The 12817-nt window shown below is 65.2% G+C and carries 14 protein-coding genes and 1 pseudogene; 5 read left to right on the top strand and 10 right to left on the bottom strand.

The annotated features are described in order from the left end of the window. Positions 1–141 precede the first annotated feature (141 nt). Positions 142–429, bottom strand: a complete 288-nt coding sequence (locus tag AB0L63_RS32080) for a hypothetical protein (protein WP_364508714.1) — start codon at positions 427–429, stop codon at positions 142–144. Between the two features lie 136 nt (positions 430–565). Between AB0L63_RS32080 and AB0L63_RS32075 the strand changes: the two are divergent. Together AB0L63_RS32075 and AB0L63_RS32070 are read left to right on the top strand one after the other, a co-directional pair. After that, positions 566–721, top strand: a pseudogene (locus tag AB0L63_RS32075) (IS3 family transposase); the annotation flags it as partial. A gap of 474 nt (positions 722–1195) precedes the next feature. Continuing rightward, complete coding sequence (locus AB0L63_RS32070; RefSeq protein ID WP_364508711.1) at positions 1196–1828, top strand: hypothetical protein; 633 nt, start codon at positions 1196–1198, stop codon at positions 1826–1828. Positions 1829–3037: 1209 nt separating this feature from the next. Here AB0L63_RS32070 and AB0L63_RS32065 read toward each other — a convergent pair. The 6 genes from AB0L63_RS32065 to AB0L63_RS32040 all read right to left on the bottom strand — a co-directional run bounded on the left by AB0L63_RS32065 (position 3038) and on the right by AB0L63_RS32040 (position 7483). Then, positions 3038–4561 carry a carboxylesterase family protein gene (locus AB0L63_RS32065; RefSeq protein WP_364508709.1) on the bottom strand — a complete coding sequence of 508 codons (1524 nt, stop codon included), beginning with the start codon at positions 4559–4561 and terminating at the stop codon, positions 3038–3040. A 170-nt stretch (positions 4562–4731) separates the two neighbouring features. Continuing rightward, complete coding sequence (locus AB0L63_RS32060; RefSeq protein WP_364508800.1) at positions 4732–5064, bottom strand: transposase; 333 nt, start codon at positions 5062–5064, stop codon at positions 4732–4734. Further along, positions 4977–5441, bottom strand: a complete 465-nt coding sequence (locus tag AB0L63_RS32055) for a hypothetical protein (protein ID WP_364508707.1) — start codon at positions 5439–5441, stop codon at positions 4977–4979. The genes AB0L63_RS32060 and AB0L63_RS32055 overlap by 88 nt, the downstream gene beginning before the upstream one ends. Continuing rightward, complete coding sequence (locus tag AB0L63_RS32050) at positions 5438–5827, bottom strand: transposase (RefSeq protein ID WP_364508704.1); 390 nt, start codon at positions 5825–5827, stop codon at positions 5438–5440. The genes AB0L63_RS32055 and AB0L63_RS32050 overlap by 4 nt, the downstream gene beginning before the upstream one ends. Before the next feature lie 266 nt (positions 5828–6093). Continuing rightward, on the bottom strand, positions 6094–7131 hold the full coding sequence (locus AB0L63_RS32045) for an alpha/beta hydrolase (RefSeq protein WP_364508701.1): 1038 nt from the start codon (positions 7129–7131) through the stop codon (positions 6094–6096). Positions 7132–7165: 34 nt separating this feature from the next. After that, on the bottom strand, positions 7166–7483 hold the full coding sequence (locus tag AB0L63_RS32040) for an antibiotic biosynthesis monooxygenase (RefSeq protein ID WP_364508698.1): 318 nt from the start codon (positions 7481–7483) through the stop codon (positions 7166–7168). Positions 7484–7666: 183 nt separating this feature from the next. Here AB0L63_RS32040 and AB0L63_RS32035 point away from each other — a divergent pair, with 183 nt between their 5' ends. Beyond that, positions 7667–8557: an AraC family transcriptional regulator gene (locus tag AB0L63_RS32035; protein ID WP_364508694.1), complete on the top strand. Its 891-nt coding sequence runs from the start codon at positions 7667–7669 to the stop codon at positions 8555–8557. On the opposite strand, the gene AB0L63_RS32030 is transcribed toward AB0L63_RS32035, so the two are convergent. The 3 genes from AB0L63_RS32030 to AB0L63_RS32020 form a co-directional block, all read right to left on the bottom strand. Next, positions 8455–9207, bottom strand: coding sequence for a methyltransferase domain-containing protein (locus AB0L63_RS32030; RefSeq protein ID WP_364508691.1), 753 nt, complete (start codon positions 9205–9207; stop codon positions 8455–8457). The two genes, AB0L63_RS32035 and AB0L63_RS32030, sit on opposite strands and share 103 nt — an antisense overlap. Positions 9208–9319: 112 nt before the next feature. Then, entirely contained in the window at positions 9320–10483 is a 1164-nt protein-coding gene (locus AB0L63_RS32025) for a LuxR C-terminal-related transcriptional regulator (RefSeq protein ID WP_364508688.1), read from the bottom strand. Continuing rightward, positions 10398–10916, bottom strand: coding sequence for a low temperature requirement protein A (locus AB0L63_RS32020; RefSeq protein WP_364508684.1), 519 nt, complete (start codon positions 10914–10916; stop codon positions 10398–10400). The genes AB0L63_RS32025 and AB0L63_RS32020 overlap by 86 nt, the downstream gene beginning before the upstream one ends. A 257-nt stretch (positions 10917–11173) precedes the next feature. Between AB0L63_RS32020 and AB0L63_RS32015 the strand changes: the two genes are divergently transcribed. Together AB0L63_RS32015 and AB0L63_RS32010 are read left to right on the top strand one after the other, a co-directional pair. After that, complete coding sequence (locus AB0L63_RS32015; protein WP_364508681.1) at positions 11174–11716, top strand: 2Fe-2S iron-sulfur cluster-binding protein; 543 nt, start codon at positions 11174–11176, stop codon at positions 11714–11716. Further along, positions 11713–12705, top strand: coding sequence for a xanthine dehydrogenase family protein subunit M (locus AB0L63_RS32010; RefSeq protein ID WP_364508678.1), 993 nt, complete (start codon positions 11713–11715; stop codon positions 12703–12705). The genes AB0L63_RS32015 and AB0L63_RS32010 overlap by 4 nt, the downstream gene beginning before the upstream one ends. The last annotated feature ends 112 nt before the right edge of the window (positions 12706–12817 follow it).

Here is a 12817-nt window from a genome sequence, read left to right as displayed (position 1 = left end):
GCCAGCTGCGGCAGATCGGGGTAACGCGGCGGTCGGTCGCATCACAGCCGCAACCCTCACGCTCATCCAGCGCCGATTCGAACCCAGCCACGGCATTCTGACCTCCGAACGCATCTTGCCGCTGCCCCTTCATGCGGCTATCTATCGAGGTCCGTTGTCCTCGGGCAGCGGTGGGTGACTGGCCCGCGCGGGATCGGCCAGGTATTCCAGATCGCGCAGCCGCAGGACCACGGCCCAGCCGACATCCCCTGGCATGTACCGAAGTCCAAGAGTTTGCAGCACCTCGAGCACCTGCTCGACCTGCTCTCGCGATGGCGGCTGGATAACCTCGGCACACACGATGCGATGCACTTCGTCCGCGGTGAGATCAGCACGGGGCGGAATCGCGTCGACGACCACGGTGATCAGCTTTTCGGTAGCGGCATCCACTGCACAGTTCCTCTCGCACAAGTGCATTCGACATCACGGTCAGGTGTGTACACCACCGCGCCGCATTCGCATCGATGAGTACGGTGCCCGGTCCGGCCCGGGGCTCGGCAAGGCGTCCACCCCACAGTCATCCGGCCGTTCCAGAAAGTTCGTAACCTTATTGTCTCGCAACCAATTGCAGGGCTCTATGGGTCGGGTGGCCGCATGCGCGGACAACTCGGCCATGGAGTCGTGGTTCGCGCTGCTGCAACGCAACGTGCTCGACCGGAAGCGTTGGGACACAAAGGAAGATCCCCTTAGCTCCACCTTGGATGTCTTACCAGAACACGGTGATTCGAAATCGTGGAGTAGGACACTGACGCCGCTACCTTCTAGTGAAGTGGCGGCGTTGTTCGTTTCCGGAAGATCTACTCGCCGACCCGCGTCGGGGTGGCGTCGGTCGGGTGCACTGATCTCAGGCTGTGGGATGGTGTCGTCGGCAGCGAGCTCGATGAGGTTCTCTTCCCGCGGCTGCCTATCGAACCAGGATGAATCAAGGGCGCAGCAGCGGACGTCCTTCAACTACGGCGGCCCAGAGCTTTTCCGCGGCGTCTTCGAGGTCGCCGTCCAGGAACTCGGGCAACAGGATGTCGGCCGCGTCATCCGCGTCGGAGTGTTCGAAGTAGTCACCCTCGGACACCCGCAGCCGACGGGCCTGCAGATCATCGACGAAGATGACCTCGCCCTTGTCCCATGTTTCGAACCACGCGCTCGCTGAAGCGGCACCGTGTACGACGAGCATTCCCATATCGGAGAGTTCCGTCATCAGCAGACCCCCGACAGTGAGCGAGCCGCCGATGAAGAGATTGCTGTCCAGGAGGCACATCAGGTGCTGCACGGTGACCGAGCCGGTGACATAAAGCGGCGTGTAGACATCTCCGTTCAAGAAGCGCATCGGCCCGTTGACCGTCAGGTCGCCATCGATGACGTAAACGGTGTCCTCCGCCAGACCGGGATTGTTTCCTATCGACAACGCCCCGTCGACGGTCAGGTCACCCTGGTGAACGAAGAAGCATTCCGGCTCCTCCCCGAAGAGTTCTTCCAGGTCCTCCGCGCGGTTGTCGGCGGCTTTACTTATGTCGTAGCGCTCTACTGCCTCGGACAGCGGTACCGATTCCCAACGTGTGCTCCACTACTCGAAAGACACCTGACTCCTCGCGTTCTAACCGATACCTGTTGCGGCCCAGTGAGTCTCGCACATCACCCGCGGATCGGTGAACTGCCCACCGCCCCCGACGCGGTGCGGCCGCTGCGCGTCGAGAGTCACCGCGCGGTCCGCCTACACGACGACATGCTCGAACTCGGATCTGTGGATCTGTGGCCCGATCGCGATCAGGGTGTTCGCGTTGTGAAGCGTTAGGCCCACAAGCCCGCATTGCGCGAACACCTGACCAAGCAGCCCCGCCGGATCCGTCGATCCGTGCGGAGTTTGCGTCCCGATCTTCGTGTGTGCCCTGCGAGCGCTGTCCGCCGAAATCCGCTCGTAGCCGAATATCGGTCGCCGAAGAAGCAATTCGAGGTGTGCTGTCCTGACTCGAGCGATCTGGTCCAGGCTCACGTATCTGGTCTACGCGGCATGATCGTCTTGGGATGTCGAAAGTGCCGAACAATCTTCAGCTGAGTTTGACGCTGAACGGTGCGGTCTACGAGTGGACGGGGCGAGCTGTTTGGCGGAGGCTCCGGCATCGTATGCGGCAGTGATCTCGGCGCTCTGGTTGGTGGTGAGGCGTCGTTGGAGTTGGTGGGGCCGGGCTGGACTAGGCCGCTTGGTCGGTGCAGGGGGGCTGGTCCGTCGGGGTCGGGCAGCGCCGCCAGCAACTGCTCCAGCGCTTCTACCTGCATGTTCGTGTTGTAGTAAGGTCCCACAAGGTCCACAAAAACAACAGTTCAGACCGGTTTTTAACCGGGCCTGACCTGTTTGTTTGGCCCAGCCCCACGGAAACCCCACGGTTTGCATTCTGGTTTGTATCGAATTCTCCGGATGGGCCGGTGGGTGTGGTAATCCCCGGCATCCGAAAGCGCACAGCCGAGTTTCGGTGCACCCGATATGCGGCGCCATTACCGTGCATTCTGAAACTGCCGAAACCTCTCCTCAATGAATAGTCGTACCCATCCTGTACCGGATACCGCGTATGCAGCACCCGCACCGACCATTCGACCAGATCCCCGATCTCGTGCATCGACACGCGCGCGAGGCTACCGGCCGAAAACAGCTGCGTCACGATGCGTTTCGTGCGCTTACGTGTCCGCATCCAGGGCCTGTGGCCTGATGGGCGTTAACGCCGAAAAACGAGGCCGCACCATGGCCTGGCACTCACACTTCTGGCAGATCGATGCCCGTGGTGTAAACGGCAGCATGGCAGATTCCGATTCCGCCAGGCTCCGAGTGGCGCTACCCACATCGAGGCACCCAGGAGCCGAGCCCTCCACGTGCCTGCCGGGCGAATTGATAGCACTCGAGGTGCACACGACATCAGCGCCCAGGACCGACCATCAGAGCTCGAGCAGCCAATCTGGCGGGAGCCGCGACCTTCACTCCAACGTCGATCTTGGCCGAGTGCGACTACTTTCACCGCGCGAGCAGCGGCAGCGCCGGGAAGGTGAAATCTTGCCACAGCAGCCGCGAGGCCTCCTCCGGGTAGGCGGCAACCGTCGACGCCGTGTCGAAGATCTGGGCAAGGCGGTGATCGGCGTCGTACGCGGGCCAGCCCGGGTCGCCATGCGCGGCGAATGACGTCCACGACCCGCGGATTCGCGCCGACAGCTCCGCCGCCTCCGGCGGGGGCGGGTCGCCGATCAGCATGGCGGTCTGCCCACTGCCCAGGTTGCCGAAGACGAGCGGCACGTCCAGCCCGTGGCAGGCGCCGAGAGCGCCGCCCATGCCCGGGGCAGTCCAGGTCAGCTCGTAGAGGTGGGCCCGGCCGCCACCGGCGATCTGCGCGTCGGCGAGCCGCACGCTCGGCATGCGGAACAACCAGTCGGCGTTGACCAGCTCGTACAGCTCCTCATCGACAGCGGCCGGGAACGCCTCCCGATACCGGCGCGCACCGTCCGGCCCGGCGGCGAGAACGTGCAGCGCGGTCTCGGTCTGCTCCCGCGTGACCTGGCCGAGCACACCGTCGATCAGGCTGAACAACCGGTGCTCGTCCCGCGTGTGCCCGACGAGAAGCTCGACGTCCCGGGCGGCGCCATCGGCCAGCGCCCGCCAGGGGGTCGTGGGCAGCACGTCACCGTCGACAACCGGCGCATACGGAATCGGCCGGTGGGTGATCTGCCCCCAGCGCTCCCGCCACTGGTCCATCTTGGCGAAGACCGCGTCGCCAGCGGCGGGTAGTAGGTCCGGGGCCACCGCGGACAGCCCGGACACCGTGGGCGCCACCCCGAGCTCGGCGGCGAAGGCCGCGGTAAGGTCGGCGGCCAGCTCAGGAGAGAAGAACGTCCCCGGCACACTCTGTGCGATCGCCCGGCGCAGGAGCCCGGCGGCGCGCGGCATCGCGAGCAGCGCGGCGACCGATCCGGCACCCGCCGACTGCCCGAAGACAGTCACCCGGTCAGGGTCGCCGCCGAACACCCGGATGTTGTCCCGCACCCACTCCAGGGCCGCGACCTGGTCGAGCAGTCCACGGTTGGCCGGGGCGCCCTCGATCTGGGCGAACCCCTCGATGCCGAGACGGTAGTTGAGGGTCACGACCACGGTTCCGATCGCGGCCAAGTGCCCGGCGTCGTATTCCGGCAGGCCGGCGTTGCCCATGGCATAACCACCGCCGGGAAACCACACCATCACCGGGAGCTCGGAGGCCGGATCCGGTTCTGGCGTCCAGACATTGACCGTCAGCCAGTCGCCTCCGGCGGTGTCCTGAGACACCGCGAGCACGGCGGACTGCGGAGGCGGCGGGCCGTAGGCGACGGCGGGTCGCACCCCATCCCAGCCGCGCACCGGCCGCGGCGCGGCGAAACGCAGGTCGCCGACCGGCGGCTCTGCGAACGGGATGCCGCGGAAGACCGCCAACCCCGCCTCCCGGCCACCGCGCAGCACACCGGCCGTCGTGCGGACCTCCGGCTCGGACTCAGCCCGCTTGCTGGATGCGGCCATTTCGCTTTTCCTCTCTATGACTGTTCGGCCGAGCATCCCCGCGCGCAAGATCCGGCGCAAACCATTTAGGGCCACTTCACATCTCGCCGCACCGAACAGCTTTTCTTCCGTTACGGCTCCGCTTGGCCGGCCACACGACCCTGTCACGCGACGTTCACCCTGAACCCCTACTACGACGAGGTCAACGCCCGTCCAAGACGGCTGATCCGCCGGTTTGGGATTGTCAAGAAGATGGGCATCAAACCCGGGAGGCTTCTATGTTTGTCAAGTGGTGTGAGCGGGTTCGTGCAGGGTGCGGAAAATCTGTCGAGCGACATAGCGCTGGAGACACCGTCTGGTCTCGCGGGTCGTGCGTCCTTCGGCGTGCCGTCGCCGGGTGTCGGCGCGGGTGGGTCGTCTGCGCGCATCCTGGTCATCACGATGGTGTGGATCGCCCGGTTGAGGCGGCGGTCGCCGCCACGACCGAGCCGGTGACGCACCGTGTTGCCCGATGATGCTGGGATCGGGCATGTTCCAGCGATTTTGGCCAGTGCGCCTCGGTCTTGATCCGGCCGTGGTGCGACCAGACCGTCAAGATGACCGCGGCGACGACCGCGCCGACACCGGGCAGCGTGAGTAGTTCCGGTGCGTGCTCGCCGACGAGCGCATCGAGCCGTTGACGATTGTCTTTGAGCTGATGGTCGAGGTCACCGATGCGGCGGGCCTGTCGGATCGCTTCGGTTCTCGCAGTGGCGATTCCGAGTGGTTCGTTGCGGCTGCGCCAGCTGGCGATGGTCGCGATCTGCGCCGCGGTGAGCGGGTGGCGCGCGTCGATACCCAGAGCATGCGCGCGCACCAACGCGGTGAGCGAGTTGACGCAGCGGGTCCGGTCGGTGCTCATCTGCTCACGCCCACGCTGAGCACGTTGAGCGCGGCCCGGACCTGGCCGCGGCGGCGATCACGGAGCTTGCCCAGCTGCGTGATCAACGTCGAGCGGGCTGCGGTCAACGCGTCGAGCGCATCGGTTTTTCCCTTGTCGCGCAACCGCTTCGACGATGGTGTCGGCGCCTCGACGACCCGGTAGCCGATCCGTTCGAGACGATCGGCCAGGATTGCCCGGTAGGAACCGGTGCCCTCGGCCGCGATCAGGACACCATCCACGTCACCGTCGGTGCGGCGCGCCAGCCAGGTGATCGCGCGTTCGAGCCCGGCGCTAGGGGGCGGGAAGGTCGGACCCGCCCCGAGGGGTATTCGATGATCGCACCCCGGACCCGACCACCCCGACACGCCGTTCCGACGCCAGCGAAGGCGAGGTCCCAGGCTTTCCGCCAAGGGAGACTGCTGAAAAGAAGAACCTCGATCCCTTTGCAGTGCAAAGGGATCGAGGTTCTACGGTGTCGAGAGGAGGACACGACCACTACGCCCACGGCTTCTATCAGCGAACACTGCTGGTGATCAACAGCTAGCTAGCAGTCTCCACCACGACCGGGTTGCGTCAAATGCGGCCCAGAACGGCTGTTCGTAGGATGAAACACTCTACTGGACTGGGGTTTTCAGATCACGCGGCCTGGATCGAGGCCTTCTATCCACGGTGCGTCCACACTGTCAGATCGGGGATCGGAAGTGTTCTCGCGTCCGGCGGGCGGGAGGGTGCGGGTGAGCCACTCTGTCCGCATTCGGCGTGCAGCGGCGGAGAGGTTCGCGCGCGGGAAGAGCGAATCGAAACCGTGGAATCCGCCTGCCCAGACGTGAAGTTCGGCTTGGCCTCCGGCTGCCCAGATGCGGGTGGCGTAGTCGACGTCCTCGTCGCGGAAGACCTCCGCGGAGCCGGCGTCGATGTAGGTGGGTGGGAGGCCGGACAGATCCTCGGCGAGGCTGGGTGAGATGTAGGCGGGGATCCGGCCGTCGTGAAGGTCGGCCAGGACGGCGTTCCAGGCGAACGCGTTGGTCTCACCGGTCCAGACGGCGGGTCCGCCCGAGTACTGGCGGCTGGAGGTGGTGGCGTTGCGGTGATCGAGCATCGGGCAGCTCAGGATCTGGGCACTGATCGCTGGGCCGCCGAGGTCGCGGGCCATGAGGGTCACGCCGGCCGCGAGGCCGCCACCGGCGCTGGTGCCCGCGACGATGATGCGGTCGGGATCGACGCCGAGTTCCTCAGCGTGCTCGACGATCCATCGCAGGCCTTGGTAGCAGTCCTGCACGGGGGTGATGCCGCCGTGCTCGGGGGCGAGGCGGTAGTCGACAGTGACCACGACGGCACCGAGAGCGTCGAGCCATTCCAGTGGAATGTCCAGCTGCGAGAATCGGTCGCCCATGATCATGCCGCCGCCGTGCATCCAGTACACGCAAGGAGCCGCGGTAGCTGAATCAGAGGGAATCAGGACCGTCATCGGGATGTCCGCGCCGTCTGCGGCGGGGATCGTGAGTTCACGCCTGTCGACTTTGCGACCTGCCAGCATGGCCTCCAGCGGCGTGGAAGGTATTTGCCGCAGTTGAGTCAGGATCTCCGAGGTGATCTGCGGGATGAGCGGCATGTCGGTGAGGAGCATGCCGAGTTCGGGGTCGAAGGCAGGACGGGCGAGCGGCGACATCAGTATTCCTTATGTTGAGAAGCGTTGGGGCGGGTCAGAATTCGGCCTTGCCGCCGACCGGGACATAGTCGGTGTAGGGGCCTTCGGTGGCGACGAAACCTTGAACCTTGGCCACGATCGCCTGGGCGGCCTCGCCGGCGAAGATCCGGTGGTGGTCCTCTTCGCTGGTCCACCCCTCGGTGACGTGAACGACGTCCGGATCGGACGCCGACCGGCAGACGAGATAGACAAGGCAGTATTCGCTCGAGCCGGGGTTACCTTCGTCCAGTCCGGTCAGCAGCAGTTCGACCAGTTGGTCGGCCATGCCGGGATTGGCGGTCAAGATGGCATTGAATCCGTAGCCGACAGTCATGACGGTTCTCCTTCGACGGGGTGTGATTCTCCTGATCGAATCGGTGTGTGTATTCGATCGGATTTTCCAATAGCTCAATTTCACCATCCTGAAGTGCATGGATAGTAGAAAGAAGCTCTCGAAGACTTGCCCGATACTCCAACAATGAGGACTATCGGCTGATTAGTGTGATGCACTCGGACCATGGATTTCGACGAACTGCGAGTGCTGTTGGCCAGACATGCGCGGCCAGGAGAGACGACTGCGATCCAAGGCTTGTACATCGCGAAAGTGGAGCGGTCGGGACCGCCGACCATTGAAATGTCAGGCACGGTTCTGGCGGTTCTGGCGCAGGGAGTCAAACGCCTCGCGGTGGGTGATCACGTGCACGAGTACCGGCCGGGCGAATTCCTCGTCGCCTCGGTCGATTTGCCGGTGACCGGCCATTTCGTCAACGCCCAGCCGGATAACCCGGCGCTGGGATTCGCGCTGGCTCTGGAACCCTCAGCGATCGCCGAGTTGCTCTTGGACGTTGGTCCCGGCGACTTGCCGCGCCCACGCCAAGGGCCGGTGCCCGCCATTGCGGTCGGCGATCTGACCGCCGAACTTCTCGACGCGGCGATACGCCTGATCCGGCTGTTGGACCACCCAGGCGATCGTGTGGCGCTCGCGCCACTGATCCAACGTGAGATTCTTTGGCGGCTGATCACCAGCGAGCAGGGGGCCGCCGTGCGGCAACTCGGCATGGCCGAGAGCGGCCTGCACCATATGGGCCGGGCCGTGCGCTGGATCCGCGACCACTATGACGAGCCCTTTCGCGTCGCGGACCTGGCTCGAATGTCCGGTTTGAGCCCCTCGGCGTTCTACCGGAACTTTCAGGTCGTCACCGCGCAGAGCCCCATCCAGTTCCAGAAGCAGATCCGGCTCCAACAGGCCCGACTCCTTCTCACTACGCAAGCCCACGACATCACCACGGTCGCGCATCGGGTCGGCTACGACAGCCCCTCGCAATTCAGCCGCGAATACCGCCGCATGTTCGGCACCGCCCCCAGCCGTGACGCCGTTCTGAATCGTCGGAATACTCCAGCGGCGTAGTGATCGTCGAATCCCGGCGTTGGGATAGCTGTGACGGGCTCCCTTCGGGCAGGCCGGTGACTGCGCGGTCGACGGCAGAAGTAGATGAACGCGGGAGGCAGGTTCGCCCACACGGTGCGGCAGGGTAAGACCTCTTCGAAGCGGTCGCTGAGACTTTGCCGTAGCCGCCGGGCGGGCGGGGTCCACTGCGTGGAGGTGTAGGCGAAGGTGGTGAACACCCCGCTCGTGGTGAGGCCGTCCACGACAGCGTCGAGCAGGCTGTCCTGCCGGTCGGGTGTGAACGCGGCCCACGGCAGACCACTGATGATTACGTCGGCTTCGTGTCGCCCGTTCGCGCGCATGATCGCCTTGAGTTCGCGTGCGTCACCGGTGGCAACGGTGACCTGCGGGAATTCCGTGGCCAAGGCATCGGCGAATCGTTCGTTGATCTCGATGGCGAGATGGTGGCCGCGGCCTGCGAGACGACGCTGGATCGCGACAGTGAAGGAACCAGTGCCGGGTCCGAGTTCCAGGACCGTCGGCGAACCCTCCATCGGGATGGGTGAGGTGACGGCCGCCGCCAGCGATGCGCTGCTGGGCGCGATCGCGGCAACGGTGAGCGGTGCGCGCAGGAATTCGCGCAGGAAGCCGGGTCGGTAAGCGGTGGTCATCGGGATACTCCCAAAAATGCGGTGGTCGATGTGAGATCAACTGTCCGCGTTGCCAGTTCGGAGTACATCTGTCATTCGACTCCGCTCCGAATCACGATCACCGGCCGATGACCTAGCGTGAATGACCGTCATCGGCCGGCCTTTCGCCGGGGTCAGGGAGTCGCGTCAGCGCAGCGGTGAGCCCCGCACGCGAGGTCACTCCCAGCTTCGGGAAGGTCCTGTACAGGTGCGCGCCGACGGTGCGGTGCGACAGGTACAGGCGCTCACCGATTTGCTTGTTGGTCAGCCCACGCGCCGCCAGGCGCGCGATCTGCGCTTCCTGGGCGGTCAATGCCTCGGGCCCCGATGTCGTGGGCAGATCTCTCTGGCGATAGCCGGTCGCCCGTAACTCATTGCGGGCGCGTTCAACCCAGGGCTCGGCGTTCATGGCCGCGAAACCGTCACGTGCCGCGATCAGATATGGGCGGGCTCTCACAGGCGGTGCCGTCCGGCGCAGTTTTTCGCCGTAGGTGAGCCTGACCCGGGAAGACTCGAACTGCCACCGCTGGGTTTCCGGGTCGGCCAGCATTGCCTCCACGCGGGCCGAAACCTCGTCCTCGTCGCTGACGAGTGCTTCGGCTCCGGCGAGGATCAGCGCCATGCGGGGTGAGAGGGCGGCCACGTCGGCGGCACGCATCGCCTCGACGTGCGCTCGAGCTTCAGGGACACGACCGGTACGCATGGCGGCTTCGACGAGATCGAACATGGCCCACGTACAGTGCGGGGCGTGCGAGGCCAGGGTGCCGGGTGGGCTCATCGCGGCCGCATGGTGGAACGCCGCCTCGAAGTCGCCCTGCCCCTGTGCAGCCAGGGCCCACGGTTGCCGGGCGAACAAGGCAGCTGCCGACACCCCACGTGGCAGCGCCCAGTGCGTGATCTCATCGGCGAGACTGTTCGCCTCGGCGAAACGGCCGCGGCCTGCGGCGATCAATGCTCGGTTGTACCGGAAATACCAGGCGAAGAACGGGAACCCGGCGCTGTCACACACCGTTTGCCCCTCGCGGGCGAGGTACTCGGCCTCATCCCACCGCCCGGTCAGATAGTCGTCAAGGCACAGGTGCATCAAGGCACCGATGTGCCGGCGTGGCGGCCCGCCGCGCCGCCCCTGAAAGACCATGCGCCACGATGGTTCTCGGGAGTCCGCCAGCCGATCAAGGTAGACCGTGGCCGTCCCTATCCGAATGATCCGGGTGGGGTCGGACTCCTCCAGCAGGGTCTTCACAAGTGCATCGGCCATTGTCGATGCCGACGCCGCAGTCCTTACGGCCTTCACGCCGAGCAGCCGTATCGCCGACGGACGCCATCACATAAACAGCCAGGTGGGTGAACCTGGCTACCAGGTAGGCGGCCACGAACACCAGCGGACCTGACAATCCGCCGGATCGGTCGTGATAGGCCTCGGGGATGACGAGCGCGACGACGAACACGGCCGTCATTCCCACGAACATCGCCGACCGTACGACGCCCTCGTCGGCGTGGGCTTGGTTCGACAGCCAACTGTAGGCCGTCCACGACCACCACAGCAGGGCTAGGATCGCGAGACCCTGGACTATGGCGATCGGCGAGTGCTCGTCTGCCATCAGTCGGCTGACCTGCGTGAATCCGAAGACGTAGGCAAGGTCGAAGAAGAGCTCGACAGTCGTGACCCGATCGCCTTCGGCGCTCGCCACAGCACGTCGTTGCTTGGCATTCCGGTCACTCCTCGCAGAGTCCGGCAGACCGTATCGACCCATTTTCAGACACCGTTCCTTGCTGCGCACCGCCAATCGTGTCCGTCAAACATCCCTGGCCGTTTCGGGATGTCAATGAGCTCGGCAGGATCGTGCAAATCCGCGCGGCTTTTGTGTGAGCACTTCCGATCGTGCCGATGGTTACATGGATTGGACCGGGCGTCTTCGTCCATCGAGCGCGAAATCGGGGTGTGCATATGAACGACGAAATACGAAGCGAGATAACGCTTTGCGTCAACGGAAAGATCCAAGCGCTGGAGGTGGACAACCGTCGGACGCTGCTCGACGCCGTGCGCGGAGACCTCGGACTCACCGGCCCGAAGAAGGGTTGCGACCACGGCCAGTGCGGCGCGTGCACGGTGCTGTTGGACCGCCGCCGAGTCGTGTCGTGTCTGACGTTGGCAGTGGCGGCCGAAGGCGCGGATGTTACGACCATCGAGGGTCTCGCCGACGGAGACATGCTGGCCCCGATCCAAAGCGCGTTCGTTCGCCTCGATAGCTATCAGTGCGGTTTCTGTACCTCGGGGCAGATCTGCTCGGCCGTCGCGGTCTTGTCCGAACATGCCCGGGGATGGCCCAGCGCCGTGACCGCCAACATCTCCCCGGACCTCCCCATACCGGACCTGGATGCCGACGAAGTGCGCGAACGAATGAGCGGAAACCTCTGTCGCTGCGGGGCTTATCCAGCGATCGTGCGAGCTGTCTTGCAGACCTCAGCCCGGAATGCGGTGCCGCAGTGAAAGAATTCGCGTACCATCGCGCCACCCAGGTATCCGAGGCTTTGCAGCTGACCGCCCAAGGCGACGACGTTCGCTTTCTCGGCGGTGGAACCAACCTCGTGGACCTCATGAAGAACGGCGTCGAATCCCCATCGCGACTGGTCGACATCCGGTTCCTGCCCCTCGCCGGGATCTCCGAGACCGAGCACGGCGCACTTCTGCTCGGGGCGACGACCACCAATAGCGACATCGCCGCACATCCGAACGTGCGGCGTCGCTATCCCGCACTGTCCCAAGCGATCCTCGCGGGCGCATCGGGCCAGTTGCGCAATATGGCGACCGCCGGCGGAAACTTGTTGCAGCGCACGCGGTGCGCGTACTTCGCCGACCCGACCGAGCCATGCAACAAACGAGCGCCGGGCAGCGGTTGTCCGGCGCTCGCCGGTGCACACCACAACCACGCCATCTTGGACTGGTCCGAGAGTTGCGTGGCGACCCACCCTTCCGACATGGCCGTCGCGCTCGCCGCCTTCGACGCCGAGGTGCGGTACGAAACCCTCGACGGCTCTGGGTATTTGCCGCTCACACACCTCTACCGTCCGGTCGGGGTCACCCCACACGAAGAGACCGCGCTGCCCGAACACGCGTTGATCACCGGCATCGCACTTCCCTCGGTGGCGACGTCGCTGCGCTCGAGTTATCGAAAGGTCCGCGAACGCGCCTCGTACGCGTTCGCCAGCGTGTCCGTCGCGGCAGCTCTGGACATGCGCGCCGGACAGATCCACGACGTGCGGATCGCGCTCGGCGGGGTTGCGGCTCGTCCCTGGCGAGCGGGCGTCGCGGAGGACCTGCTGCGTGGCGCCATCGCCACCCCGGAGCGATTTCGGTCTGCCGCGGCGACGGAACTCAGCGCTGCGCGACCGTTGCGGGACAACGCATACAAGGTGGTGCTGGCACAAAACCTCATCGAAGTCGTCCTGACCGAACTCGCCGCTGCCGGACAGCCCTGACCGGCGTCCGAAGGAGGAGGAATCTCAATGACGATGTCAAGCTGCGACCGGGGCTCCGGTGACGCTCGGGGGCTTGGTGTCGAAGGGCCGGTTGTCGCGCAGCAGTGCCCAC

Origin of the sequence: Nocardia sp. NPDC051990 (assembly GCF_040680755.1) — a bacterium.
Classification (GTDB): Bacteria; Actinomycetota; Actinomycetes; order Mycobacteriales; family Mycobacteriaceae; genus Nocardia.
The sequence above is the reverse complement of the archived record's forward strand: the minus strand, read 5'-3'. Positions and strand labels throughout refer to the sequence as shown.

What these genes read in the sequence shown, in the direction of transcription:
- AB0L63_RS32065 (WP_364508709.1), bottom strand. Translation starts at nt 4,561, where the DNA reads ATGGCCGCATCCAGCAAGCGGGCTGAGTCCGAGCCGGAGGTCCGCACG.
- AB0L63_RS32055 (WP_364508707.1), bottom strand. Translation starts at nt 5,441, where the DNA reads ATGAGCACCGACCGGACCCGCTGCGTCAACTCGCTCACCGCGTTGGTG.
- AB0L63_RS32045 (WP_364508701.1), bottom strand. Translation starts at nt 7,131, where the DNA reads ATGTCGCCGCTCGCCCGTCCTGCCTTCGACCCCGAACTCGGCATGCTC.
- AB0L63_RS32040 (WP_364508698.1), bottom strand. Translation starts at nt 7,483, where the DNA reads ATGACTGTCGGCTACGGATTCAATGCCATCTTGACCGCCAATCCCGGC.
- AB0L63_RS32035 (WP_364508694.1), top strand. Translation starts at nt 7,667, where the DNA reads ATGGATTTCGACGAACTGCGAGTGCTGTTGGCCAGACATGCGCGGCCA.
- AB0L63_RS32030 (WP_364508691.1), bottom strand. Translation starts at nt 9,207, where the DNA reads ATGACCACCGCTTACCGACCCGGCTTCCTGCGCGAATTCCTGCGCGCA.
- AB0L63_RS32025 (WP_364508688.1), bottom strand. Translation starts at nt 10,483, where the DNA reads ATGGCCGATGCACTTGTGAAGACCCTGCTGGAGGAGTCCGACCCCACC.
- AB0L63_RS32015 (WP_364508681.1), top strand. Translation starts at nt 11,174, where the DNA reads ATGAACGACGAAATACGAAGCGAGATAACGCTTTGCGTCAACGGAAAG.